At 61.9% G+C, this 24,757-nt stretch carries 26 protein-coding genes and 2 tRNA genes; 15 read left to right on the top strand and 13 right to left on the bottom strand.

Annotation, left to right across the window (positions count from 1 at the left end):
- Positions 1 to 180 precede the first annotated feature (180 nt).
- The 13 genes from ACFQDI_RS05095 (at position 181) to ACFQDI_RS05035 (ending at position 12,259) form a co-directional block, all read left to right on the top strand.
- Positions 181 to 552, top strand: a complete 372-nt coding sequence (locus ACFQDI_RS05095; RefSeq protein ID WP_377164077.1) for a type II secretion system protein — start codon at positions 181 to 183, stop codon at positions 550 to 552.
- A gap of 43 nt (positions 553 to 595) precedes the next feature.
- Positions 596 to 2,437: a hypothetical protein gene (locus ACFQDI_RS05090; RefSeq protein WP_377164075.1), complete on the top strand. Its 1,842-nt coding sequence runs from the start codon at positions 596 to 598 to the stop codon at positions 2,435 to 2,437.
- A gap of 8 nt (positions 2,438 to 2,445) precedes the next feature.
- Positions 2,446 to 3,009, top strand: coding sequence for a hypothetical protein (locus tag ACFQDI_RS05085; protein WP_377164073.1), 564 nt, complete (start codon positions 2,446 to 2,448; stop codon positions 3,007 to 3,009).
- Positions 3,006 to 3,617 carry a hypothetical protein gene (locus ACFQDI_RS05080; protein ID WP_377164071.1) on the top strand — a complete coding sequence of 204 codons (612 nt, stop codon included), beginning with the start codon at positions 3,006 to 3,008 and terminating at the stop codon, positions 3,615 to 3,617. Before ACFQDI_RS05085 ends, ACFQDI_RS05080 begins: the two co-directional genes overlap by 4 nt.
- Positions 3,618 to 3,625: 8 nt before the next feature.
- A complete protein-coding gene (locus ACFQDI_RS05075) occupies positions 3,626 to 5,539 on the top strand; it encodes a secretin N-terminal domain-containing protein (protein WP_377164069.1) in 1,914 nt (637 codons plus the stop codon).
- A gap of 67 nt (positions 5,540 to 5,606) precedes the next feature.
- Positions 5,607 to 6,194 carry a hypothetical protein gene (locus tag ACFQDI_RS05070; protein WP_377164067.1) on the top strand — a complete coding sequence of 196 codons (588 nt, stop codon included), beginning with the start codon at positions 5,607 to 5,609 and terminating at the stop codon, positions 6,192 to 6,194.
- A complete protein-coding gene (locus tag ACFQDI_RS05065; protein WP_377164065.1) occupies positions 6,191 to 7,882 on the top strand; it encodes a GspE/PulE family protein in 1,692 nt (563 codons plus the stop codon). The genes ACFQDI_RS05070 and ACFQDI_RS05065 overlap by 4 nt, the downstream gene beginning before the upstream one ends.
- Before the next feature lie 3 nt (positions 7,883 to 7,885).
- Entirely contained in the window at positions 7,886 to 9,103 is a 1,218-nt protein-coding gene (locus ACFQDI_RS05060) for a type II secretion system F family protein (RefSeq protein ID WP_377164063.1), read from the top strand.
- A 15-nt stretch (positions 9,104 to 9,118) separates the two neighbouring features.
- Positions 9,119 to 9,481, top strand: a complete 363-nt coding sequence (locus tag ACFQDI_RS05055) for a hypothetical protein (protein ID WP_377164061.1) — start codon at positions 9,119 to 9,121, stop codon at positions 9,479 to 9,481.
- A 3-nt stretch (positions 9,482 to 9,484) separates the two neighbouring features.
- Positions 9,485 to 9,895: a type II secretion system protein gene (locus tag ACFQDI_RS05050; protein ID WP_377164059.1), complete on the top strand. Its 411-nt coding sequence runs from the start codon at positions 9,485 to 9,487 to the stop codon at positions 9,893 to 9,895.
- Positions 9,896 to 9,912: 17 nt separating this feature from the next.
- Positions 9,913 to 10,593, top strand: a complete 681-nt coding sequence (locus tag ACFQDI_RS05045) for an ABC transporter ATP-binding protein (protein WP_377164057.1) — start codon at positions 9,913 to 9,915, stop codon at positions 10,591 to 10,593.
- A complete protein-coding gene (locus tag ACFQDI_RS05040) occupies positions 10,590 to 11,369 on the top strand; it encodes a hypothetical protein (RefSeq protein ID WP_377164055.1) in 780 nt (259 codons plus the stop codon). The genes ACFQDI_RS05045 and ACFQDI_RS05040 overlap by 4 nt, the downstream gene beginning before the upstream one ends.
- Positions 11,345 to 12,259: a hypothetical protein gene (locus ACFQDI_RS05035; RefSeq protein ID WP_377164053.1), complete on the top strand. Its 915-nt coding sequence runs from the start codon at positions 11,345 to 11,347 to the stop codon at positions 12,257 to 12,259. The genes ACFQDI_RS05040 and ACFQDI_RS05035 overlap by 25 nt, the downstream gene beginning before the upstream one ends.
- Here the strand turns inward: ACFQDI_RS05035 and ACFQDI_RS05030 are convergent.
- The 13 genes from ACFQDI_RS05030 to ACFQDI_RS04970 form a co-directional block, all read right to left on the bottom strand.
- A complete protein-coding gene (locus ACFQDI_RS05030) occupies positions 12,237 to 13,391 on the bottom strand; it encodes a type IV pilus twitching motility protein PilT (protein WP_377164051.1) in 1,155 nt (384 codons plus the stop codon). The two genes, ACFQDI_RS05035 and ACFQDI_RS05030, sit on opposite strands and share 23 nt — an antisense overlap.
- 8 nt (positions 13,392 to 13,399) lie before the next feature.
- A complete protein-coding gene (locus ACFQDI_RS05025) occupies positions 13,400 to 15,349 on the bottom strand; it encodes a hypothetical protein (protein WP_377164049.1) in 1,950 nt (649 codons plus the stop codon).
- Positions 15,346 to 15,876: a type II secretion system protein gene (locus ACFQDI_RS05020; RefSeq protein ID WP_377164047.1), complete on the bottom strand. Its 531-nt coding sequence runs from the start codon at positions 15,874 to 15,876 to the stop codon at positions 15,346 to 15,348. Before ACFQDI_RS05020 ends, ACFQDI_RS05025 begins: the two co-directional genes overlap by 4 nt.
- Positions 15,873 to 16,328 (bottom strand): hypothetical protein, encoded by a 456-nt coding sequence (locus ACFQDI_RS05015; protein WP_377164044.1) that lies wholly within the window; start codon positions 16,326 to 16,328, stop codon positions 15,873 to 15,875. Before ACFQDI_RS05015 ends, ACFQDI_RS05020 begins: the two co-directional genes overlap by 4 nt.
- Positions 16,325 to 17,413 carry a hypothetical protein gene (locus ACFQDI_RS05010; RefSeq protein ID WP_377164042.1) on the bottom strand — a complete coding sequence of 363 codons (1,089 nt, stop codon included), beginning with the start codon at positions 17,411 to 17,413 and terminating at the stop codon, positions 16,325 to 16,327. The genes ACFQDI_RS05015 and ACFQDI_RS05010 overlap by 4 nt, the downstream gene beginning before the upstream one ends.
- The gene (locus tag ACFQDI_RS05005; protein WP_377164040.1) at positions 17,410 to 17,967 is read right to left on the bottom strand and encodes a hypothetical protein; all 558 of its coding nucleotides are present in this window, start codon (positions 17,965 to 17,967) and stop codon (positions 17,410 to 17,412) included. Before ACFQDI_RS05005 ends, ACFQDI_RS05010 begins: the two co-directional genes overlap by 4 nt.
- Positions 17,968 to 17,981: 14 nt before the next feature.
- Complete coding sequence (locus ACFQDI_RS05000; protein ID WP_377164038.1) at positions 17,982 to 18,560, bottom strand: hypothetical protein; 579 nt, start codon at positions 18,558 to 18,560, stop codon at positions 17,982 to 17,984.
- A gap of 618 nt (positions 18,561 to 19,178) precedes the next feature.
- Positions 19,179 to 19,255 (bottom strand) — tRNA-Arg (locus tag ACFQDI_RS04995).
- A 109-nt stretch (positions 19,256 to 19,364) separates the two neighbouring features.
- The gene (gene gatA, locus ACFQDI_RS04990) at positions 19,365 to 20,786 is read right to left on the bottom strand and encodes an Asp-tRNA(Asn)/Glu-tRNA(Gln) amidotransferase subunit GatA (RefSeq protein WP_377164036.1); all 1,422 of its coding nucleotides are present in this window, start codon (positions 20,784 to 20,786) and stop codon (positions 19,365 to 19,367) included.
- Between the two features lie 43 nt (positions 20,787 to 20,829).
- The gene (gene gatC / locus ACFQDI_RS04985) at positions 20,830 to 21,120 is read right to left on the bottom strand and encodes an Asp-tRNA(Asn)/Glu-tRNA(Gln) amidotransferase subunit GatC (RefSeq protein WP_377164034.1); all 291 of its coding nucleotides are present in this window, start codon (positions 21,118 to 21,120) and stop codon (positions 20,830 to 20,832) included.
- 99 nt (positions 21,121 to 21,219) lie between these two features.
- The gene (locus ACFQDI_RS04980) at positions 21,220 to 21,639 is read right to left on the bottom strand and encodes an exosortase system-associated protein, TIGR04073 family (protein ID WP_377164032.1); all 420 of its coding nucleotides are present in this window, start codon (positions 21,637 to 21,639) and stop codon (positions 21,220 to 21,222) included.
- Positions 21,640 to 21,718: 79 nt separating this feature from the next.
- Positions 21,719 to 23,188: a sulfatase gene (locus ACFQDI_RS04975; protein WP_377164030.1), complete on the bottom strand. Its 1,470-nt coding sequence runs from the start codon at positions 23,186 to 23,188 to the stop codon at positions 21,719 to 21,721.
- A 56-nt stretch (positions 23,189 to 23,244) separates the two neighbouring features.
- Positions 23,245 to 23,451, bottom strand: a complete 207-nt coding sequence (locus ACFQDI_RS04970) for a hypothetical protein (RefSeq protein WP_377164028.1) — start codon at positions 23,449 to 23,451, stop codon at positions 23,245 to 23,247.
- A 164-nt stretch (positions 23,452 to 23,615) separates the two neighbouring features.
- Between ACFQDI_RS04970 and ACFQDI_RS04965 the strand changes: the two genes are divergently transcribed.
- Together ACFQDI_RS04965 and ACFQDI_RS04960 are read left to right on the top strand one after the other, a co-directional pair.
- Positions 23,616 to 23,690 (top strand) — tRNA-Thr (locus tag ACFQDI_RS04965).
- A 17-nt stretch (positions 23,691 to 23,707) separates the two neighbouring features.
- Positions 23,708 to 24,754 (top strand): hypothetical protein, encoded by a 1,047-nt coding sequence (locus ACFQDI_RS04960; protein WP_377164026.1) that lies wholly within the window; start codon positions 23,708 to 23,710, stop codon positions 24,752 to 24,754.
- The last annotated feature ends 3 nt before the right edge of the window (positions 24,755 to 24,757 follow it).

Raw genomic sequence — 24,757 nt, 5'->3', positions numbered from 1 at the left:
TAGATGCGGCTAAGTATGTATTTAGATAGAATTAGTCAAAGTGCGAAGCATTTATTATTATATCGAATGATGTTTTGTGGATATTATAGTGTTGCCTACCTTGGCAACACTAAAGCAATGAAAATCAACATACAGCCCGCTCTAAATCGTCGTCTCCCAAAACGCTTCAACCGTTCCGGGATGACTCTTATTGAAATCAGCCTCGTGATCGCTCTCCTCCTGGGACTGATCGCGGTGGTTTTCCTAGGCTTGGGCAGCTACCGTCAGGGTGCTGACAAGGCCAAATGCAAGATGCAGCTCGCCGCCGTCCAGAAGGCGGTGCGATCCGCCGCCAACATGCAAAACCTGAACGTCGGAGCGGCTCTGGCACAGGGTGATGTCTTTGGTGCCGGTCTCCTGATGGAGAATGCACCGGTCTGCCCCTCCGGCGGAGCCTACACCTGGCTGGGCACTGTCCCCACGGTCGGCACCCCATACGGCAACTGCGATTTTGCAGGCACCGGAGCGACCTCGACTCACGTCCTGGCGGCCACCGACACAACCGACTGGTAAACAAGTTAGCGCTCCTGCATCCGATCACCAGCCTGTCTGTTCCATGCTCAGCATCACTGATCCCTGTGAACTCAAAGCATCTGACATTTACCGTCAGGCGCGCACAGTGGCGTCAAAGACGAGCCGGGGCGCGGACAGCCACTGGTATCGGATGCCGGAGGAACTGCCGTGGCAGTGGCATCTGTGGTTTGATGGCGGTCGGGAGGTCTGCTCCGCCGTGTTTTCCAAGCAGCATCAGAGCTGGCGGCCGGGGCCGACGCTGCCTCTGGCCAATCTGACGACCGGAGAAGGGGTGGGTGAGATCCTCGGTGAGCTGATGTCTGCGGCTCACTTTCAGGAGAAGCCGAAGGCCCTTGGGGTGATTTTGCACGTCGCAGATGAGTTTGGGCTGGCTGAGATCGCCCAAGCGGGAGAAGTGACCAGCGAGGCCGGGGATGACTTTCAGATCCTGCGCTACAATTTGGTCGATGATCCGCGCGAGGTGCTGGCCGACCGCGAGGTTTCGGTGGAGGCAAACACCTGGCGCCTGCTGCCATTTTGGGGCTCGGCCCCGGGGCAGACACGCTGCACCGCCGTGTCGCTGTCCCGCACCCGGGAGGCGTTCCTGCTGAAGCTGCTGGACTGCGCAGAGGATTTGCGGATACCCGTGCGCGTGGCGGTGACCTGCGCCCCGATGGAAACGCTGGCGGCGCTGCCGCTGCTGAAATCGAACTTGGAAGGTGGCTGCCTGGTGGCGGTCAGTTTTTACAAATTTACCGCCGTTTTTGCCATCAGTCCCCAGGGCGAACTCTGCACGGCGCGGAGTCTGAGCCACCGTGGCGGCTCCCAGGTGCCGACGGGCTTTGGGGACATCCTGTGGAACATGGCGCTGGGCGCAGAGCTGGCGGTGCCGAAGGTGCTGGTCGTTTCCACCCAGGCGCGGGCGCTGCAGTCGGTCGCGCAGGAGCTGGAGATGTACGCCATCAGCCGTCAGCCGATCCAGTTTGAGCTGCTGAATCTTGAAGAGCATCCGGCGCTGAAAGAGGTGCCGGGGAATCGGCCTGAGTTTTTGATCTATGACACTGCGGCAGTCGAGCAGGTGAGCGGCGGGAGCACGCCGCTGGCGCGGACGGAGACCTTCCGTTCATTGTGGCGAGGCTGGGCGAGGCAGAGCTTCATGGACACGGCAAGGCTGGATCAGCTGTATCCCGATCTGCGTGATCTGCGGGTGCTGCGCTTTTCATCCTGGTTCATCTACCTGCTGGTCTTTGCCGTGATCGGCACCGGCGGGTACGGCACCTGGTCGTTGTTTGCCGCGATGAACCACCCATCCTGGGAGCTCACGCCGTATCAGATGAAGCTGACGCAGGACAAGCATACCAAGCTGCTGCAAGAGAAAAGGGAGATCGACATCGTGACCCGTCTGCTGCAGCCGCGCTCGCGCGGCTGGGTGACGGTCGAGTTTCTGCTGCAGCTGTTTCCAGAGGATTCGGGGGTGAGGCTGGACAGCTTTGTTTACAATGCTGAGGCGTCCCGCGCTCCGATGGCCGGAGGCAAAGGTGCCAAAGCCGAATCCACCGGCATGGAGCGGACCTGGATCTTCAAGGGGCTGGTGAAATCGAAGGCGCTGCAGCTGCTGAGCACGTTGAACAGTCAGCGTGGTTTGAGCGCCTTTTTTGAAAGGGTGGCCGAGGTTACCGGAGATGAGGCATGCCGGCCGGAGCCAACCCGCCAGATGACGATCGCACTGACCCAGGGGCGCAACGCACGCTTCAATCCGCAGGCATCTGCCGGCGAGCTTGCGCGTGATCCGTCGCTGGCATTTCCGTTCAGTTTTGAGGCCACGATCACCCAGAGCCTGACGGACAAGGACGCTCTTTCCCTGCCGCTGGACAAACCCTTCTGAACCCTCCCATGAGCGCCTATACCCGTCCCATCCTTCGTTACGGCTTGATCATGCCCGCGATGTTCAACTGCCTGCTGCTGGGCGGGGTGGTCGCCGGTGTGAGCAAGCTGGGGGCGGTGCGTGCGGAGAAGGAGGAACTCTACAAGGAGCAGACGCAGCGCCTCGCCGCGATGAAGAAGCTGGAGGAGGTGCTGGCGCCCAAGCGCAAGACTTTTCAGGATCAGAAAGCGCTGCTCAAGGCGGATCCCGGCCATCTCTTCACCCGAATTTTGGACGCGCTGCTGCCGAAGTACAAGGAGATCGAACTGGAGCGCAGCGGACTGGTCTTCCCGCTCGACCGCGGCCGCCTCGGGCGCCAGGTCAAGACTGATCTGGCCCGTGTGAAGAGCAGTTTTCAAGGGGGGCTGGGGCCGATGCAGGAGGCTCTGCTGCAGGTGGAGTCGCTCATGCCGCAGGCCGTGCTGGAGGAGCTGAAGATCACCCGCAAGACCGACCAACTGCTGAACCAGCGTGAGTTCCTGGTGATGGAAATGACGCATACCTGCTGGAAGGCGGCGGAGGAGAAGAAATGAGACACATCCTGTGCATTGTCATGCTGTTTGGAGCCACCGAGGCCCTGGCGCAGACTAAAGCTGCGGTGGCCAAACGCGCGCCGTTGTTCATCGGAATTGACAGTGCGAGCTGGCTGCCGCGCTCGGAGCTGCTGCCGAAGGCGGAGGAGATCGAGGCGCTGGCGAAAAAAATTGGCGTGCGTCAGCGCAACATGGACCCGTTTGGACTGTCCACCTTTCCCCGCGAGGATGACGCGCCCGTGATTACCGAGGATGTGTATCGTGCGACGCCCAAAATCACACTGAACCAGGCGCTGCAGACGCTGAAGATCAACGGTGTGAATCTGCAGCGCAAAGAGTTCCTCATCGGCGGCCGCCGTGCGGCGGAAGGCGACGTGATCGAGCTGGCCTACAAGGGGGAGATTTTTCAGGCGCAAGTCATGGAAGTGGGCGCCACGCAGCTGCATTTCCGCGATATTCAGCGCGATGAGTCAGGCGTGCTCAAGCACGACATCCTGCCGCATCTCAGCATCGAGCCGTTGCAAAAAATCGCCTCCCAGATGGAGGGCCGGATGACGCCGATGGAACCTTCACAGCCCACACAATCCACGAAGCCCACGAAACCATGAGCCGATGCATGTTGCAGATCTTTTCTCTGGCGAGCCTGGGTGCGAGCTTTGCACTCACCGCCCAGGAGGCGGGGCCAGCACCGCAAGTGAAGGTGGCACCCGCGCCGCAAGCGCAGGCGGCACCCGCACCGCAAGCTCCGGAGGTGCCTGCACCACAAGTGCAGACGGTACCAGCACCACAAGCGCCGGAGGTGCCTGCACCACAAGTGCCGGCAGTGCCAGCACCGCAAGTGCCGGAGGTGCCAGCGCCGCAGGTGCAAACGCTGCAACCCCTGCCGGCCGCCACGGTGGACGTCACCTCGCGTTTCAACAGTCTGCCCAAGCCGCCGCAGCATGCGGACGACGGATACTGGATCGACAACGCTCCGATCAACGAGGTGTTCCAGTACCTCGCGCACAGCGCCGGCCTGCAGTATTTTTACAACAATGAACTGAACGATCCGCAGTTCAGCATCACCGGGCATCTCCGTACGGACAACCCGCTGCAGCAGATGGAGGAGCTGGCGGTCAATTTTGGTCTCACGCTGCACCAGCAGCGTTCCAGTGTCAGGCTCATGAACGAGGCCCAGCTCGCGAAGCTCCCGGTGGAGGTGATGAGCTACACGCTGAAGTACCTGCGGGGGGCTCCGCTCAACCGCAGCATATCCGCCCCGGCCGCGCAGGACAGCAGTGATGAGGACGGTGGTGGTGGTGGTGCTAAGTCAGCCCCGGGTGCGGTTCAGTCCGACTTTGAGAAGCTGAAGGCCATCATCCGCCCCATGCTCACGCACGACATCGGACAGATCGAGTTTGAAGAGAAAACGAACACGCTGCTCGTCAGCGACAACAGCATCAAGCTCGAACGGGTGCGCAAGCTGCTGGAAGGGATCGACAAGGCGAAGCCGCAGATCCTGGTCAACGTCCGGGTGCTGCGCATCAAGCGCGACCAGGGCCGCCAGGTGGGGGTGGACTGGAGCCGGGCCCTGGGGGACACCGGCACCAGCCTGACCATGCACCAGAGTCTGAACGCGCTCTTCAACCTGCCAGACGTCAGCACGGTGACGCGCACCGGCAGCCTGTCTGCGCCGGTGGACTCGATCAATCAGATCAACCAGCAGGGGGGAGGGCTCGTGTTTGATAACACGCAGGTGCAGGCCATTCTGCGCGCCCTGGTGAATGCGAACGTCGTCACGCAGGAGGCCTGCCCCAGCATCATCACCGAGGACAATGAGCAGGGCCTGATTTCCATCGTGGACCGCTTCCCCGTCATCACGTCCAACATCACCAACACTGCGGCGGGCCAGAACGTGACGGATGTGGTGCGCTACAAGATCGACAAGGAGGATCCGAGCGCGACCGAAGAGCCGGAAAAGAACCGCGAGATCGGTGTCACGCTGTCGGTGACGCCCACGCTGCTGCCAGATGGCACGGTGCGCATGAAGCTGCGTCCGCGGGTGGCAAAGATTGTCGAGCTCATCGCTGGTCGTGGCAACAACATGTTCCCACGGGTGAGCGAGTCCACGGTCGAGGCCATCAGCCGCATTCCGGCGGGACAGTCGCTGTTTCTTGGCGGCTTCTATGACTACAGCAACAGCGAGGGGAACAACAAGGTGCCGGTGCTGAGCACCATTCCGCTGGTGGGCAAGCTGTTCAGCTCGAACAACAGGAAGCTCGAACAGGTCAGCCTGGTGTTCATCATCACTCCGCGTGTGTATGATGCCTCGCGTGCGGGTGCAGGCCAGGCTGAGGCGAACTGGCATGTGCGTGAGCTCTCCGGCATGCAGCCGGATGACATTCAGGACACCACCCTGGAACTGCCGCCGACCTCTGCTCCTTGGTATCACAACCTGCCCAACGTCAAAAACCGGGGTGCCGAGCCGCCGCCAGCGCCGAAGCCTTCGTGGTTCAAGCGTCTGTTCTCGAAAAAGTCCCCCAGCCAGTAAATCAACCGCGGACGGTGTCCGGAGTCCGTCTCCGGCCCCGTGAGCGCCATCGATCACGCAGCTTTTCATGTCAGCCCTTCTTCCTAACCTGCAGCTCCCGGCCAAGACGGACCGCAACAGCATGCGTCCGGTGCTTGATCGCATCGCCGGAACCACGGTGATGTACCTCCAGCAGGGGGATTATCTGGCGGAGAGTGAATCCGCGCCCTTGCTGGCCGCCTATGGCGAGAAGCTCGCCGCGGCGTCCGGCTTCATGCCCGACTTTCTGGAATTCGCCGCAGAATACCAGGCGCAAAAGCATGCGCTGACGGCCGAGGGCGAACTGGCGCGGATGCAGAGGCTGCTGCGCAACAGCCTGAACGACCGGGTGCACTGCTGGAGTTTCGGTCCCTTGTCAGGCCGGGCCTCGGCCTTGTATGAGCACTGTCCGGTCCTGCGCCCGGTATGCATGGCGCTTGGTTGTCCTGCGATCCTGGCAGGAGAGACGAGCATCGTTCATGTCACCTCGCTCAATCCTGTTTCAGCTCTGGCGGCGTCATTCTGGATCAGCCAGGAACTGAACCGCACGTCTGAAGGCGATGCTCCGTTTGTCTTCAGCTTCTTCACCGACCTGCCTGCATGGCAGCTGCTCATGCAGCGACATTTTGCCCCATGAACCTGAATCTCGGCATCGAGTTCAATCACACGATCCAGCGGCTGATCATCAGCCAGCTGCGGGCGGCCACGGGCGGTCAGGAAGGCCAGTCGGATGAAGCGCTGGTGCGCCGCACGTCGAAAACGCGCATGCTGGGCGCCGTCGGCCGTGCTGCGGGGCTGCCGGCCTTTCCCCAGGTGCGGGAGATGGCGGACGCGGAGTTTGTCGGCTACTGCGACCCCGTGGTGATGTCACGTGGCATGTTCGTGCCGCTGCGGCGCAACGCGCAGCAGGTGCTGCTGGCAGTCGCAAATCCGTGGGACTACCGGGCGGACGACTACTGCGCGGCGCGTTTCCCGGAGGATGAAGTGCTGAAGGTGGTCACGCTCGCCTCGGAGGTGTCCTCCATCATCGAGGGATCCTCCAGCTCCTCGGGCCCAAGCCGTGCGGAACTTGAGGCGGTGGAAGTGGAGGAGTTCTCCACCGAAGCGCCGGACTTTGATGTCACGCGCCAGTATGATGAGCCGATCGCTCAGCTGGTGGCGAGCATGGTGAGTGATGCGATCAAACAGCACGCTTCGGACATCCACATCAAGACGGAAAAGACCAGCTTCCAGTACTGTTTCCGCGTTGATGGGGCGCTGGGGGTGAGGTTCGAAATGCCGGTGAAGCTGCGTGACCGGGTGGATGCGTTTCTGCTTAATCTCATGCGCCTCGCACCGGAGGAGCGCAGCAAGCGTCCGGGCATCTCAGGCCGCTTCACCGCCAGCTACTACGGACGCGCCGTGGGGGTGCGCTATGAGCGGCACCGCACGTACCGGGGCTATCACGTCACCATGCGTCTGCTGGACAAGACGCATCTGGAGGCACGGCTGGGCATGGGCACGCTGGCCTTTGATGAGGAGACCTTGTTTGAGCTCGACAAAGCCATGTCGGTGCCCTCCGGCATCATCGTGATGTCCGGCCCCACCGGTTCGGGCAAATCGACCACGCTGAACGCGATGCTGCGGGAGCTGAACCACCCGGAGGACAACATCCTGACGCTGGAGAACCCGGTCGAAGACGAGATTCCCGGCGTGACGCACTGCGACCTGCGCGACTCGACCGAGTTCAAACCGATGATCGCGAGCTTCATGCGCTCCGACCCAGATGTCATCCTCATGGGGGAGGTGCGTGACCGTGAGTCGGCAGAGCTGGCCATTGAGGCCGCCATCACGGGCCACAAGGTGCTGACGACGATTCATACACCCCGCGCTTCGCAGATCATTGAGCGCTTTCAGCAGCTCGGCATGGAGCGCTGGAAGATCGCGCAGACGCTGAAGGCGGCCTGTGCGCAGCGGCTGGTCAAGCTGCTGTGCCCGAGCTGCAAGGAGAGCATCGAAGGTGTGTCCGAACGTGAGATCCGGCTGTTTCATCTCGATGCGTCCTGGGCCAAGCGCCCGATGTTCAAGCACCACAAGGAAGGCTGCGCCGAGTGTCTTGGACGTGGGTACTCCGGGCGTACCGCGATCCTGGAGATTTTGCCCATCACTCCGAAGCTCGGGGACAAGCTGGCCAAGGGGGAGATCACGCCCTATGAACTCGAGGAGGAAGTGCGCCGGGAGTCGGGGCTGCCGTCGCTGCGCGACAATGGCCTGAAGCTGATGGCAGAGGGCAGGACCGACCTGGATGCGCTGAAAAAGGTGCTCGATCTCACCTACGAAACCTAAGCCATGAACGCCTTCCAAGTCACTCTCCGCAACATCAAGCGGCCCGAGATCTCCAAGGTGATCGAGTGCGAGGCGCCGAACCGCGAGCAGGCCGCGCTGATCGTCAGCAAGCCCGGCTTCCGCGTGGCCCTGGTCAAGTCCCTCGCTGGCACGCCGAAGAGTGAAAAGTCCAGGAAGCCCATCCCCCGCAAAGAGCTCATCAAGCTCTTCCGCGGCCTCGCCTCCATGCTGAAGGCGAACATCAGCACGGCAGACGCGCTGCTCTACTACTCGCAGGGGCTGCCGGATCCGGAGCTGCAATCGTCGCTGATGAACATCCGCAACCGGCTTGAATCCGGGATGCCGGTCCACATCGCCTTTGCCAAGGAGCAGACGTTTGACGGCACCATCATCACCATCATCGAGGCCGGTGCGGATGCCGGACAGCTGGGGGATGCGTTCTCCTCCCTTGCGCGCCGGATCAAGATTGAGCTCATGTTTGCCAGCAAGCTGCGCACGGCGCTGCTGGTGCCGTCGTTGGTGGTGCTGTTTCAGATCGGCCTCTTCATTTATTCGCAGATATTTGTCGTGTCCCAGGTGGAGGAGACCTTGAAAAGCGTGCGCCAGGAGCCGGATCAGATTTCGGTGTTTATCTTTTCGGTGAGCCATGTGGTGCAGCACACGTGGCCTTTCTTTGTCATCGCGCTGGTGAGCTTCATCACCGCCCTGTTTCGCTCGGAGGCCTTCAGGCAGAAGCTGCTGCTCTTCTTCATGAAGCACTGGCGGCTGCTGACAAAGCTGGTCATGGGCCTGCGCCAGAGCGCCTACATCGGAACGCTGCAGATGCTGTATGCCAATGGCATCAATCTCGCCCGCGCCTCCGCATTGTCCGCGCGGGTGCTGCTGGGCACGCCGATGTATCCGGACTTCATCAAGGCCTCGCAGGTCTATGAGTCCTCCGGTGTGCCGTTTGCGGAGGCGCTGAAGCGCAACACCAATCTGGATCCGCAGGTCATCCACATGATCGGCATCGGCGAGCGTTCGGCCTCCCTGCCACAGCAGCTTGAGCTGCTGCGTGACATCTATGAGGAGGACACCGCCGCGACCATGGCGGATTTCACCCAGGTCATCAATTTCATCACCCTGGCCATGGCCGTGGTGCTCATCGGCTTCGTCTTCACCGGCTCCATGCTGCCCATCTTCCTGATGGGGCCGCGCATGATGCAGTCGGGCAACATGTGAACTCAACCCACCCTTATGAAAACACGCTGCTTGTTTTTCTCCCTGCTGCTCGCCTCCACGGCGGTCGTGGCGGCTGATCCGCAGAAGCTCGTTCCCCGGCCCATCCCTGGCATGGCCGCTGCGGCTCCGGTCAAAGCCGCGGCCCCATTGATCAAGCCGGTGTCGTCACAGCAGGCTGCTGCTGCTGGTGCGAATCCGGACCGTGCGCGTGTGTTGTACATTCACCGCCGCGCCACGCTGCCTGCGGAGATTACAAAGAGCCTGCCTGCAGCAACGGCGGAGGCCGCGGCGCCAAGCGCCATGGTCAATGTCCGTCAGGGGGCCGTGAAAATCATTCCCAAGTCGGAAGTGGCGCAGATCCTCAAAACCCGCCCCTGAAGCATGATGAAACTCCATTCCCGTCCTGCCCGCCACAATGGCGGCTTCACGCTCATCGAGATCAGCCTTGTGATCGGACTGCTGCTGGGGCTGGCCACCTTTGCAGGCATGAACATCGCTGCCGTGCGCGACTGGCAGCGTGGCAAGGATGCCTCAGTGGCACTCCAGGCGGTGTTTGCCGCCCAGCGCGCCTATCTCTCCGATCATCCCACCGCGGACATTGCCGTGGTGGCCACCGATCAGCTGGAACCCTATCTGCCGCAGGGGTGGACCACGATGCCAGCCCTGGTCAGTTTGAATGATGAGCCTCTGACTGTCGATCACACCGTCATGCCGCCGCTTTTGCTGCTGGGCTCGTCCGTCTATGACCCTTCATCGAGCGGAAGTGATGGACTTTGGGATGCCGGGCAGTGAAAGTGTACTCCTGCCCCATGGCCACCGAAACTCTTTTACACATCCCCGGCGGAACCCGCTTCGGCTACTACACCGGTCTGCCGTGGAAGAGGGCGGAGCGCAGCCTGGTGGAAGTGGGCGGCGACATCCGCGCCGGCATGGGGCTGCACCTGCTAGTGGCGCCAAATGGCTCGGGCAAAACGACCCTGCTGCGAACGCTTGCCGGGCTGTCTCCGGCATTGCAAGGCCGGGTAACGACCGCGGCACAGGTGCATTACTTCGCGGATGAGCTGCGGGTCGACCCCGAGATGAAACCGCGCACGTTTTTCCGCGCCTGGTTCACGGGCGCATCACTCGCCGCCGCGGAAAAGCTGGCCGATACGCTGCGGCTGAATCTGGCCACGCCCATCGGCAAGCTTTCCCGCGGCAACCGCCAGAAGGTGCTGCTGATACTGGCCGAGGTGAAGGCCGCGCAGAGTGAAACCAGCGTGCTGCTCATGGATGAGCCCCTCACCGGCCTGGATGCCGAAACGCGCGAGCAGGTGACGCAGCTCTGGGCCACGGCAGGCACGCAAACGCTGCGCCTCGTCATCATGCATGAGCTGGAGTGCGTGCGTGAGGCGGACTCGCTGCTGACCATTGCCGGGGGGCAGTTGCGGCATGCCACGAGCCGCAGCGGCAGCACCTGGATGGAAACCTACCGCACTTTGCAATCATGAGCTCCCTGCGCGCCTGGCCTTTGTTTCGCCTCAGCTTTGCCGGACTCATGGGGCGTGGCAGCTGCTGGCTGCTGCTGCTGGGAGCCGGCCTGTTTGTCTGGGTCGCGCCGCTGCTGACGCCGTGGGAGGAAAACCCGCAGATTTTGCAGCCCGCACGTGCGCAGGCGGCCTGGTTTTATGCCTGGATGGCGCTGTTCACCTGGCTGCCGTTTCAAGCCTCGGCGCTCGGACACCGCATGCGGCGCGAGGGCATGCTGGAGCATCTGCATGCCGGAGGCTCGGGGCGCATCAGCCAGTGTCTGCAGCTCAGCGCGGCGATCTGGGTCTGGATGCTGGCGGTGGTGCTGATCGCGGTGGTCTTTTGTCTGACGTGGACTTTGCCAAAGCGGCCTGAAGAGGCGCGCATGTGGATGATGCTCGTGTTTCAATATGGCCTGCTCTACAGTCTGTGCGCCGCGCCGCTGTGCCTGCTGGCGGTGGCGCTGGGCACGCGCACGGCGGAGGTCATTGCGTTTTTGGTGCCCACCGGGCTGCTGCTGCTGGGCTTGTTTGGCGCTGCGTGGCTGGCCCCGCTGCTGGGTGGCGCGGAATCGGGAGTGCTGCAGTCGTTCTGGCTGGCGCTGCCGCATTATCATCTGGCCGATCTGACACCACGGCTGGTGTTTAAAATGGGCCCGCTGCCGTTCGCGGACTTTGCCGCTGCGGCAGGCACGCTCGGCCTGCAGGGTGCCGCCATCTCCATCTCTGGGTTATGTCTCTTTCGCACACGCTCCTGACGCTGGCTGCCGCAGGCGGTCTCTGGTGGGGCGGACATGCGCTGTCCTGCTCGCGCACGGCCTTGCATGCCACGGCAGCTCCGCCCGCGTTTGCGCTGCCAGGCAGCGCGTATGGGAGCCTGGCGGCGCGCCTGATACGCGACTCGCTCTACAGCTACTGGCATGGGGGTGAGAGTGCCGCGCCGGCTGCGAGTGCGAAGTCGGGCGCCGGGGCAGCGCCGCCGCCGCCACCACCGGGGCGTTTTTCCCGCAGAGGCATGCCGGCGCCGGTGCCACCCGCGCAGACGCCGGGGGAGACATCATGGCTGCAGGCGGGGGTGGATGCGCTCTCCCGCCTCGAAAAGAGCCGCACGCGGCGTTCCAGCACCGTGCCGCTTTCGAATGCCCATCAGCAGTATCTGTATGCCGCCGCAGACGTGCGGCTGCGTTTCGCCTACCAGCTCGATCCGGGGGATGCGACGTTGTATGAGATTCTGTACTTTCACATCGCCTCCCGCACCCAGTCGTCTGAAGCCGCACGAGCGGCCATCGATGCGCTCTCTCAAAACGCCATGGCGTATGGACTGCGTGAAGGCGGGAGCATGTCTGATGCGCTGACCGGTGCGGGCGCCGCGATCAATCTGCTCAACGACCAGCTTCAGCCTGGGAACGCCAGCCGTGATGACAAGGCGGTCAGCCGTGAATGGCATGCCTTGGAGGAATGTCTGGAACGCTACCGCCGCCTGCGCAGCAGCGCGGAGGAGGAAGGCTGGTGGGGCGGCATGCCGGAGCTGCGCCGCCAGGAGATCGAGGCGCATGCGAAACTGCTCATGCGCATCCGTGAAATGATCCGGCCGGTGCTGCCGCCGGGGGTGGCGGCTGGGAGCGTCACCCCATCAAGTTCGCGTTGAAGATGTCTTCGGAGATGTGGCCGGCGCGGTAGAGATTGATGAGGCTTTGGTCCCAGCGCAGGTTGCCTTTGTAGCGGAGGGCATCCGCCAGCGAGGTGGCGCTGCCGTCATAGGCGCGCATGCCTGCCGCCACGGCTTCGCTGGTGTTTTGCAGGTATTCGGTCACGAGCACCCGTCCATTGAACCCGGTGAGCAGGCCCTGGGAGAGCACAAAGGTCAGGGTCTCGCTGAGCCGGTGCAGGATGCCGGACTGCTGCTCTTTGGGAAAGAACTCGAGGATACGGTCGATCGTCTTCACCGCACCCCGGGTGTGCAGGGTGGAGAGCACGAAGTGGCCCGTCTGCGCGGCCTCGATGCAGGTCTCCATGGTTTCACGGTCACGAATTTCACCGATGAGGATGATGTTGGGCGTTTTGCGCAGGACCTCCTTCAGGCCGCTCTGATAGGACAGCGTGTGCCTGCCCACTTCCTGCTGGGTGACGAGCGATGGGGCCGGAAGCCGCACACCTGGCTGGTTGGGATCGTCCATCATGGCGTCGTAGCGATACTCGATCGGGTCTTCGATGGTGACGATGTGCTTGGGGAAATGGCGCCGCACCCAGTCGAGGACGGCGGCGAGGGTGGTGGACTTACCCGAGCCGGTGGGGCCCGTGATGAGCCCGAGGCCAAAGCGGCGCTGCATCAGCTCGCGCAGGCTGTCGGAGATGAGCGGGTCGATGCCGAGCGTTTCGAGCTGATTGATTTTCGCACGCAGCCAGCGGCAGGTGACACCCAGGCCTTGCTCGCTGAGATGCACCTGCACACGCATGCGCACCGGAGATCCAAGCGCGCCTTCTTCACAGCTGAAGTCGATGACCCGGCGGCTGCGCACCATCTCCCACATACGCTCTGCGCCACCGATGGCGTCTGCCTCGGTCCAGATCTCGACGGACTGGCGCATGAAGAGCGCCTCCGCCAGCCGGCCCACGGCTTCTGCATCCTGGATGCCGAAGCTCTCGGCGACCTCCAGTCCTCGATTCGTATGAAGATAGATCAGCCCGCCGGTGCGCACCTGGACGTCGGAGATTTCACGTCCGGCGTAGGCGGTGGCGAGATCGCCGAGGATGTTGTTGGTGGAGGGGGTGGAGCACATGAAAAAGTTCAGTCTTGGGGAATCTCTTCGATGACGACCAGCCAGTTCATGGGATGGACAGGCGGGAGTTCGGCGGGACTGCGCAAAGGCTTGAGCTCGGCGGTGATGCTGTCGGTATGCACCGCGTCGTCACTGCCTGACTTCATGTCCAGCGGCTGCCAGACATTGGCAGTGCCAGCGGCGAGGCTGCCGAGCTGCCCGTGGTGTTCGATGGGCCGGTTGAAGCCGGTGGTGCCCACCCGCAGTTCAGCGGCGTAGATGGAGAGCGGCGGGTAAAACTCCGTGCCAGCCGCCAAGCCCGAGCCGGCGGGCGGGGCAGCAGCAGGGGTCGAGTTCAGGTCGTCCCCCACATAGATGCGCAACGGGGCGACGATGCTGAGCCCGGCGGTGTAGTTGGTGAGATTTTTGCCCTGACGGATGATGACGCACATGTCTTCCAAGGCGGGCGGATCGCTGACGACACGGACGTTGAGCGGGTCCAGAGACGGGTCCACGCCGAAGTAGAGGCTGTTGTTCGTCGCCACGCCGCCGGCGCCCTGTGACTGCAGCCATGCATCCAGCAAGGACGGATAAAAAGTAAGGCAGGAGCGGTTGCTGTTGGTCAGCTCGGTCTGGAACGGAATGCCGGCGCCACCAGGTTCGAAGACGGTTGGCCAGTTGTTGCCGCGCTCGAGCACCACCGTGCTTGTGCCGCCGGAGGAATTGGGGAAACTCACGCGAATGCTGGTCGGTGTCTGATCTTCATAGCTGACCATTTCCGTGGCCTCGACGGTGATGCGACAACGCTGCGCCCCCGCAGTGTAATCGTCAAACGCGTTCAGAGTGGCGTCCGGCGGGCTGCGGCGCAGGTAGCCGGAACCCGTGGGCAGCGGCAGGAAAGCCAGGCGTCCGGAGTTGGCCGACAAAGCGACGGGCAGCACGTCCGTGCCTTGTTCGGCCTGGAGACGTTCACGCTCCCCCAGCGCATCAAAATTAGAGCCCACGGTGACTCCCCCAAGATCGAGATCGGCGGTCATCTCGATGCCGCTGCGACCGGCAAGCCGTGCAGCACCGTAAGCCCCGGCAACACTCATGCGCGCAGCATAGACGGAACCTTGAATGCTGACCGTATCCACATTCCACGCCGTGCCGTCCTGATGCGTGCCAATGGCGGCAAAGGTGGAGGCCTCAATCGGCATTTGGGATGGAATTTCATACAGTGACAGCACGTAATGCCGTGCCACGGTGCCGGCGCTGCTGCCGTAGTTCACGGTGAAGGCCCACCAGTTGCGCTTCGCCACAAACGGCTCCCCCGGTGCGGCATATCCAAAACGGATGTTGGGGTAGGCGATCAGGTTGTAAACCGGATAAGCGGTCACATCCGCCAGCAGGCCAGAAACTTGCGTCGGGTAATGCTTCAGCGGTGTGACGACCGGGCGCAGGGCGTCTGCGGTTTGCAACGCGGCGCTTAGATCCAGCAGCGGCGGCACTTTTCCCGCGAAGGCGGGCTGTGCAAACACGTCGGAATAAGCGGTGGTGCCGGGCGTCACGCGCCCGGGTTCGCCTGTGAGCGAAGTGATCCAGCTCTGCACCGTGGTGCTGCTGCTGTCGCCGACATCGCCGCTGAGCTTGCCGCCCAGACTGAGGCTTTGCAGGATGTCAGGGGACAGGCGCTGTGAGGAGGCTGAAAGCGCCACGGCTTCGGCAAAAATGTTGCTCCATGCATAGTCGGCCCCCTCGGCATAACCGGCTTTCATGCAATCCATGGCCCTGCCTGGAAAGGAGGCGACGAGCGCATGCAGGAGTGCCTCCTCGCGCTGGCGGTAGTCCACGCGCAGCTGTGACTTTGAGGCCTGGTCACGGTTCATCAGCGTGGCCCTGAAGAGCATCGTCAGGCTGAGAGTGAACATGATGGCCATTCCGGTCACGATCGGCAGCGAGATATAGCCTGCGTTACGTTTGATCGTGTGTCGGTTCATCGGCTGCCTCCGCTGTAGGTGATTTCTTCGCCATTCGGTCCGGTGAGCGTGACCGTCAGAATGCCTTCGCTGGCATTGAAGGCGGCGCTCTGGAGCCCCTTGCAGATCAGCCAGGAAGTTTCGGAGCCGTCAGGCTGGGGAGTGTAGAACCGCAAGGCCGTGCCGCTGCTGCCGGTCTCCGCCGCGATCAGGCGCTCCTGGGTGGTCTGCACGGCGGTTTTGAAAAACAGCCGCACAGCACTGCCATTTTGAATGACCGGAGTGCCGCCGCTGAGCGCGCTTTCATGGCTGGAGTAGATGAAGAAGTGGTCTGCCTGCTGAAAGATCCGGCCCAGGATGTTGCCGATCTGCGGAGCCTCCTGAGCGAGGAAGTTCTGCCGCCGTGCCATGACCATGAAGCTGAGATGCTGCTGGAGCATGACCACCAAGGCAGCGCTGAGCATGACCATGAGGCCCATAGCGGTGGAAATCTCCATGAGGGTGAACCCTCTGGGATTCAGACGGGAGTGCTGGAGCGGCCATTTCATTGGAGACGCAGGGTGGAGCGGCTCTTGAGGTATTCCTGGCTGCCGACGCGATAGCTCAGCACGGAATGCAGCCGCCAGACCGTGAGCGGAGTCTCCGTATTGGAGGCGACCTCGGCTGTGCGAAAGCGCCGCAAGGTGCCCTGCATCGACTGACCGCCGGCGACGCGGCCCAGGGTGACGGTCAGCTCCGGCACCGGATCAACCGCGATATCCGGCCAGGCAGACTGGGAGGCCGTGAGATCTGCAAAAGGCAGGCGGTTGGCCAGGGCGCTTTCACGTGAGAGATAGGCGTCGGTCAGGGTCTGCATGATGGTCCATTGGTTGCCCGAAATCGCGAGCAAGGAGGCGCGCATGATGATGAGCGCCAGCGCGGAGGTCAGCGCGAGAGCGGCTGACACCTCGATCAGCAAACTTCCGTTTGGACGGAGGCGCTGGCGGCGTGGCGGCTTCATGGCGTACCAGGGCTGGAGAGCTCCGTGGTGCTGATCTGGCCGCGCGAGGTGATGACGCGGTCCACTTCAAAGGTGACGTGGTACAGTCGCTCGGCCGTGCGCCCAAAGAAAGGCGTGTGGGTGACGACCTCCAGCGTGTAAATGCCATCCTCCGAGGCATAGTTGGAAAGGTCATCGACAGACACCGTCAGGCTCTGCGGCACATTGGTGGAGCTGTCCGTCTGGTCCGGATTGTAGTATCCGCCAAACCGCAGTTCGGTCCCGTTCACCATCTTGCCCACGGTTCCCAGCGCCTGGTTGCCCTTGTAAATCTGCACGTAGGTGCGGGAGTCGGGGTAGAGATGAGTGAACGTGACCACAAGAGACGGAATGCGGTCGATGAAGACCTGCCCGGGAGTGATGTTGCTGACGCTCGCGGAGGCCACGGGCCAGATCTCGATTTTCGGCTGGGCGATGATCGTGTCCGGCACCTGGTAGGAGGCATAACGAACGACGGTGAAAGTCTGCTCGCCGTTGCCTGAGCTCAGCGTGGGCGATGTGAGCTGATGATAGAGGGGGCCGAAGGTGTAACTGCCGTTTTCCAGATTGGATTCCTCGATCAAATACTGGGTCTGGTTCAAGGAGGAGTAGTTTGCAGGGTCGTAATTCTTGCCCTGAACGCCCAGATAGACGTCGTGCTCGGAGATGTCGGTGCTGTCCGCCACGAGACCCTGCACCTGGATGTTGAAGGTGAAGGGGCGGTCGGCACGGGTGCGTTTCACAAAGCGCGATCCCGCCGGATCTCCACGCACGTAGTCGTCTTCCGAGGTGATGCTGACGGTCACCTGGGGATTGTAGGTACCGATGATCTTGGTGTCGAGCAGGTAGATGTTGCTGTCCCAGGCGGTGCCGCGTGCAAAGAGCTCAAAGAGCGAACCGCTTGTGCCGACCTTCATGGGGGCCGTGTAAGTCCCGCCGCTTCCCGTGAAGGGGGTGTCGTAGATCTGACCGGTGGTCAGGTCGGTCTGTCGCACCCAGGCTTCGGAAGTCTGTCCGAGCAGGGCGGTGCTGAAGCAGCCGAGGCAGAGTAGTATTTTCAGTTTCACGGTGAGGCGCGATTGGAACCCGAATGAGTGGGTGCTGGTTCAAGGATCGTGATCGGCCCTCCCTTGTAGGTGGCTACAATGAGGTGCTTGTCATAGGACAGGCTTTTGAGCAGGGCTTTCGCCTCCTGGGCATTGCCGCGTGAAAGTGACAGGGACACCTCCCTGGCGGCCAGCCAGGCGGCGTTGCGTTTGAGAAAGCTAGGCCAGAAGGTGAATTCACCCTTGGGGGAGGCCGCGACATGGACCCGCAGTTCCGCAGGAAGATGCAGAATGGAGCCCACGGGAACGAGGGTGAACTTTTCATCGTCCGCAAGGATGATCGAATTTGTCCAGAGCGAGCTTTGAATGGCCGGAGCCGGCCTGGTGAGCGGCTTGGCTTTCGCGGCGAGCTGAGATTTCAGGCTGGGTGCCTCGGCCACCTGCTTGCGCAGAGCTTCCTCGCTCACCACATCCCGCGCCTGCTGGGCCGACAGGCAGCCCGTGATCGCGATGAAGCCGAGCATCCATCCGACGCCGAAGCGTGTTGCAGATCGGAATGGACGGGTGGATTTCATGGAAAAATCCGGAGTTATTCGCGGACAATGGTCACTGTCCCCTCGGGATTGGGACTCTCTTCAAGAATCCAGGCCCCCGAGGAAAAGCTGAGCGACCCCGTTGGGACCGGAGGGCTTTTTTGATATTCACCCAGGATGTTGAAGATCCCGTTGGGCTTGTGGGCATTCCCCTGGCCCGACCAGTTCAGCGTGATGGTGATGGGGGTGGTGGTCGCCTTGAACACGGCGGTGGGGGAAACAAGGAGCGTCTGGAGCGGCGAGAGATTGTAGTCCTGAATGTCACGGAACTCGAGCTGCCCTGCACGCTCCGAAGCACCGCCGTCTCCCGAAACGGAGGCCTTGAGGTGAAACTGCCCGCCATTGCCATTGGTGCCCGAGGCACCAGGAGCCCCCAGGGTGTCGCCCTTGGCCTGAATGCCGGAAAAGATGAACTTGTAGGAGTTCGGCAGAGTGTAACTGATATTGAACGGCACCTTGGTCGCGATGCGTGTGCCCGCAGGCACCCCGGGTGCGCCTAGCAGGATGTCTGCCCTGGCACCTGAGTTTGCCAGTGTCGCAGCCAACAAACAGGAGAGTAGGAATGATGTTTTCATGGGATGGACCTCTCGTTGGTTTTTTGCGGTCTTATTTTCTGAATTTACTGCCCGATGGGATGCTACATTTGTCTCCTTGATCTATAATAATCATATTAAAAATAGCTTCATTCACCGGCCGTCCCTGAGCCGGGACGAATGAGTCCGCATCCATGCGACCGCTACGTGATCTTAGCGTTCAGGCTATTTCCCTTGGGATCGGAGAGTACCATGATCGTGGCTCATTGGCCATCGCGGTCACGGTCACCGAGAACCAGCACCGGAAAAAATTGTCCCTCCAATTCGCCCAAGTAAATCGACAAGACCTGGCGGCCAACAAGCTTTTGGTAATGCTCGCGTTCGATGTTGGGAGATGGCTCAGCCTCCAGAATACGGCCCTGAGCCGGGACGCTCATCTGCGGGGCAGCGATGCTCCAGCTCTGCGCGTGTTGCAGAGATGACGTCAGCAGATCGTTGATCAGCCATCAGTCGCGTCATACGCCGGCGCAGCCACCGGCCTTTTCATGCACAACGCACAGATGATGTCCCCTTCGATGCAGGGTCAATCGCAAAGCCCGCAGGAGCAAAAGCTCACGCTTTTTAGAAACAGAGGACTTTTTTGAACTCATCTTTGATGAGTGGCGCACCCGTCAGGATTCGAACCTGAAACCTTCTGATCCGTAGTCAGATGCTCTAATCCGTTGAGCTACGGGTGCGTTGAAGTTTATTTGAACCGCCGTGTTGGAAACAGCGGGCAGTGAGAGTAAGCCAGTGATCTCTTTTGTCAAACTCTGTGAAGAGATTTTCTTCAATTATTGCAGTTCATCAGCGCGACTGCTCATACGCGTGCGCCACACGCAGCACGGTGGCCTCATCCAGAGCCTTGCCCACGATCTGCAGACCCACGGGCAGCGCCTTGCCTTCCACGTCCACCGTACCACAGGGCAGGCTGATGCCCGGCAGCCCCGCGAGGTTCACGGGGATCGTGAACACGTCTTCCAGATAGGCCGCCAGCGGATTGTCTTTGAGCTCACCCAGCTTGTGCGCAGGCGTGGGGCTGGTGGGGGAAAGGATCACATCCACCTTCTTGAAGGCCTCCGTGAAGTCGTTGCGGATCAGCGTGCGCGCCTTCTGCGCCCGGATGTAGTACGCGTCATAGTACCCGGAGCTGAGCATGTAGGTGCCCAGCAGGATGCGCCGCTTCACTTCGGGACCAAAGCCTTCCGAGCGGGAAAGCGTGTACTGCTCCAGCAGATTTCCAGCGCTGCTGCTGCGGTGCCCGTAGCGCACGCCGTCAAAGCGGGCCAGGTTTGCAGATGCCTCCGCTGGCGCGAGCACATAGTACGTCGCCACGCCGAGCTCCGTATGCGGGAGGCTGATCTCCTCGATGATCGCCCCCAGAGATTCCAGCTTGCGGATCGCCGCCTGCACGCTGGCAGACACTCCTGTGTGTATCCCGTCGATGTAATATTCCTTGGGCAGCCCGATGCGCAGTCCCTTGATGTCCTGCCCCAGTGTGGCGGTAAAATCCGGCACCTCCACATTCAGCGAGGTGGAATCATGCGCGTCATGTCCGCAGAGGTGGTTCAGCAGCAGCGCGGAATCCTCCACCGTCTTCGTCACCGGCCCGATCTGGTCCAGCGAAGAGGCAAACGCCACCAGCCCGTAGCGCGACACACGCCCATAGGTGGGCTTGATGCCCACGCAGCCGCACAGCGCCGCCGGCTGGCGGATCGAGCCGCCCGTGTCAGAGCCCAGCGCCGCGATGGCAAGATCTCCCGCCACCGCCGCCGCACTGCCCCCGCTGGAGCCGCCCGGCACGCGCGAGGGATCTCGCGGATTGCGCGTGACGCCCAGCGCCGAGTTCTCCGTGCTGGAGCCCATGGCAAATTCGTCCATGTTCAGCCGGCCAAAGGGAATGGCCCCGCCTGCACGCATTTTCACGATCGCTCCCGCATCATACGGTGCCGTGTAATTCTCCGCCAGAATGCGCGAGCCGCACGTGCAGGGCTGCCCCATCACGTTCATGTTGTCCTTCACCGCGATGGGGATGCCCCCCAGCGGCTTGGTGATGTCCGCCTTCTCCGCCTCTGCCAGTGCGGCATCGACGTCCCAGGAGAGATAGGCACCGATCTCCGCATTGCCTGCTTCGATGGATTTGGCGACATCCAGAACGATGTCTCGTGGCGTGATTTCACCCGCAGTGAGGCCTTTGCGCAGGGCTGCGATGGTGGAGGAGGCGAGCATAGGAAAATAAAGGGGGCGGTAGGCTGCGGCGGAAGTTCGGCGGTTATTCGATCACCTGCGGGATCTGGATCTGGTCGGCCACGCGTTTCGGCGCGTTGGCCAGCGCCAGCTCCTGCGTGAGTCCTGGCCGCGGCTCGTCAGCACGCAGCACATCGTACACTGGGATGGCGTGCGCAGTGGGCTCCACCCCATCAAGATCATACCGCGTCAGCGTGTCGATGTAGGTCAGGATGCCGTCCAGCTGCTCTGCGTAGTGCTTGGCTTCTTCGTCGGTCAGAGTGAGACGGGCCAGCTTGGCCACGTGTTTGATGTCGATCTTGTGAGCTTCAGGCATGGGAAATCTTTCCTTTCTTGGCAGCAGGTGCCATGCTTTGCAAACAAAAGGCACAGACTGTTTGCAGTCTGTGCCTCGAAAGATAACGCCGTGGGTCGCTTACCAGCCCTGGGAGCTGGAATACGGAATCTCGGAGCGGAAGCCCACTTCCGGAGCGAACTCCGTGTAGCCCCACCAGCTGTCCACGTTTTCCTTGTGGTGATACGGTGGGCGGTAGGTGCGCTTCCAGCTCGGCACCGGGAAGGTGGCGATCTCATACAAACCGTAGCCAGCACGCACGAGGGTGCGCTTGGTGCCTTCGACGATCATGTCAGAGGCTGCGGCAATGGAGCCGTCAGAAGCGTTCGTCTTGCGCCAGACGGACGGGTATTCAAACCAGCCAAACAGAATGTTGCCAACTCCGCGGCTCAGTTTCCGGCTCCACGTAAAGTGATGGCCGGGAGGAGACTGGATGTCACCATAGGCGATGCTGGAAAGGGCGCAGATAGTAAGGGCTAGGAATAGAAAACGATTTTTCATGTGGCTTAATGATGATTAACAAAATTTGGCCGCTTTTGGCAACCATTAAGTTGCGGTTTTTTATGCTCCTTTTTCCTTCTCAGCGCTTTCCAGGCGGAAACTGGCGGGAAAGCAGCCGCCGCGCCTGCTCCAGCGCCGCGGCATCAGGCGGGCTGGCGCTCACATTGCTCAGCTCCGCCTCATCCTTGCTGTGGTCGTACAGCTCGCTGGCCACCACGCTTCCCGTGTCAAAGTCCCGCCACTCCGTGTAGCGCAGCATCGGCGTGCGCACGCTCACCCCCATCACCTCCGGCCTGCCGCGTGGCGTCCGGTCGGGGTAGGCCGGCCGTGGAAACTGCGTGTAGGCCGCTTCTTTGATCCGGGCCTTGGGGTCGTCCAGCACCGGCACCAGGCTCACCCCGTCCAGACCGGGGGCATCCGGCACTCCGCACAGGGCGGTGATCGTGGGAAACAGGTCCACCATTTCCACCAGCGCGTCCGTACTGGCACCCGCATGCCCGGCCTGCGGCGGCACGATGATGAGCGGCACTCGCGCATCCAGTTCGAAGTTCGAAGTCTTGGCCCACAGGCTGTGCTCGCCGAGGTGGTAGCCGTGGTCTCCCCAAAACACGATCAGCGTCGAGTCCAGCAGCCCCTGCTTTTCCAGCGCAGCCATCACCTTCCCCACCTGCGCATCCAGATAGCTTATTCCGGCAAAGTAGCCGTGCCTCATCTCAGCCGCCTGCTCGGCCGTCGGCTGCTTCTGCCCCTGCACCGGGCCCAAAATCTCCGTGCTCGGGTGAAAGGCGATCTCTGGCGCCGCCGCAGGCCTGGCAGGATTCAGCACCGGCAGCCGGCCCCTCTCATACATGTCCCAGTACTTCTTGGGCGCGTTGAAGGGCGCATGCGGCTTCCAGAACCCGACCGCCAGGAAAAACGGCCTGTCTTTCACCTCTCCCAGCACGCGCACCGCCTCTGCCGCCACCCGCCCGTCAAAATAGGCCTCATCCGGCACGTCGCGGCACTCACACAGTGGCACCTTGCCGTAGTGGCGCAGGTCCCCGCAGAGGGTGGCCTCGTTGGGCGGCAGCGCCCCGCTCACCTGCGGCACATCATCCCCGTGGTTGGCATAGTGCAAAAACTCCGGTGCACTCCATGAGCGCGGGTCCCCATGCTCCTTGGTATGCCAGTTGTGGAAAATCTTACCCACGCAGCGTGCGGTGTAGCCATGCGCCTTCATCCAGCCCGGCAGCGTGTTTACCTCCGGCTTCAGTTCACGAAAATGCGTGCCGTTCACATACAGCCCCAGGCTGTCCGGGCGCAGCCCCGTCAGCATCGAGGAGCGGGAAGGATTGCACACCGCCTGCTGGCAGTAGGCCCGCCGGAAGACCACCCCCCTCTTTGCCAGCGCATCCAGGTGCGGCGTCACCGCCACAGAGCCATAGCAGCCGAGCTCCGGCCTCAGGTCATCGGCCATGATGAACAGCACACGGGAGCACCCCGCAGCACGCAGCGGCGGTGCGGACAGTAAAAGAATCGCCCCGAGGGCGGCGGCACGGAAGATCATCATCGGGCCTTAACGCTCCATCCACCCATATATTGCCCGCCAGCCTGGCAAAAATCAGCTCAGTCCTGCTGCCGCAGCATCTGGTTCCTCATGCTGCGCCACTCCGCACGGTGGTTCTTCGCCCAGTCATTCAGCGCATATTCAAAGCCGATGTCGTGCCCCTCGCGCTCGCTCGCCAGCCACTTCAGCCGTTGAATTTCCTCCTGCTCGGCAAGGAATTCACCATAGGGCGTCCCGGGCTGTGCGGTGATGGGCTGGCTGGTCATGCAGGACTGATCAGTCGATTTCCCGGAGATTCAAGCACCAGCTGCACCTTGCCAGAATCAGCCCTCCTCATATAAAGACATGATTTTTTCAACCTGCTAAAGAAAGCAAATGACAAGGTCTTAGCACCCCTTATATAATAAACGTCTTACAGTCACACGTTCACGCCGGAGTAGCTCAGTGGTAGAGCATCGCATTCGTAATGCGAGGGTCGCGGGTTCAAATCCCGCCTTCGGCTCCACCAAACGCGTGTTTGCCATGACCAACCCGAGCATCGCCGACAATGATCCGCCGCGCCGTAGCCGAGCCCGGCGGCGGGAGGCCATGATCAATGCTGTTGCCACCATTCTCGGCTGCATGGCTTTGGTGATCATGATCGCCACTGTCGTCAGGGTCGTGATGGCCAAGCTCTGGGAGTCCGCCCGGGTCAATCCTGACTATGCCCAGTCGGTTTATGAGAGCGAACAGCAGCCGCGCTGGTCTGGCAATGCCAAGGCGCAGCCCTCCCTCCTCGACCCAGCCTCCGATAAGCCCAACACCCCCGCGGGCACCATCCCGGAGGTCACCTCGACCCCAGTTTCTGGCACCTCCCAGTCCAGCACCCTCAAGCTCATGGCTCCCAGCTCCCCGCCCCCCTCCGCCATCGAGGGCATCGAGAGCAAAAGACCCCGGATCGAGATCGCGCTCCGTGGCTTTTTTGAAGCCGTCGGCATCGACCAGCAGCTCGCTTTTTCACGCGACCCCCAGCGTGTCCGCCCCCTGATGCAGCAGTACTACCGCATCCACCCCCACACTCCCCTTCAGTGGAAGAGCCTGGGCTGGGTCCTGCCCGTCGAGGAAGAGGGCTATCGCCTCGGCTACGCACAGGCCGTCCTGGCCAATGCCGACCCCGTCAGCCTCATCATCGAAGAGCAGCCAGACGGCAGCTTCCGGGTGGACTGGGAAAGCTCCGTCCGCTATGGCGAGGCCGACTGGGGCAGCTTCATCAAAAGCCAGCCCACCTCCCCTACCCTCTTCCGCGTCGTCGCCTCCAGGCCCCAGACCAGCCCCCCCGAGGCCGCACCGATGGGCAGCGAACTCCTCGAAATCAAGCATCCCGACGGAAATGAAGTCGTTTATGCCTACTTCGATCGTAAAGATCCTAAATTTGAGCCTCTTCTCCAGCAACTGCAGTCCGGAAACTGGAAAGATGTTCCTTTGACCCTACGACTTTGTTTTCCAGGCCCTACGGGCAGCGGTAAAAACGCACGGATAGCAGAAGTCGAAGGCAAAGGATGGCTGATATTGCACGGAACCAGGAGCTAGATT

It is taken from the genome of Prosthecobacter fluviatilis (assembly GCF_042655725.1).
Lineage (GTDB): Bacteria > Verrucomicrobiota > Verrucomicrobiia > Verrucomicrobiales > Verrucomicrobiaceae > Prosthecobacter > Prosthecobacter fluviatilis.
This window is presented reverse-complemented; position numbering and strand designations above follow the sequence as displayed.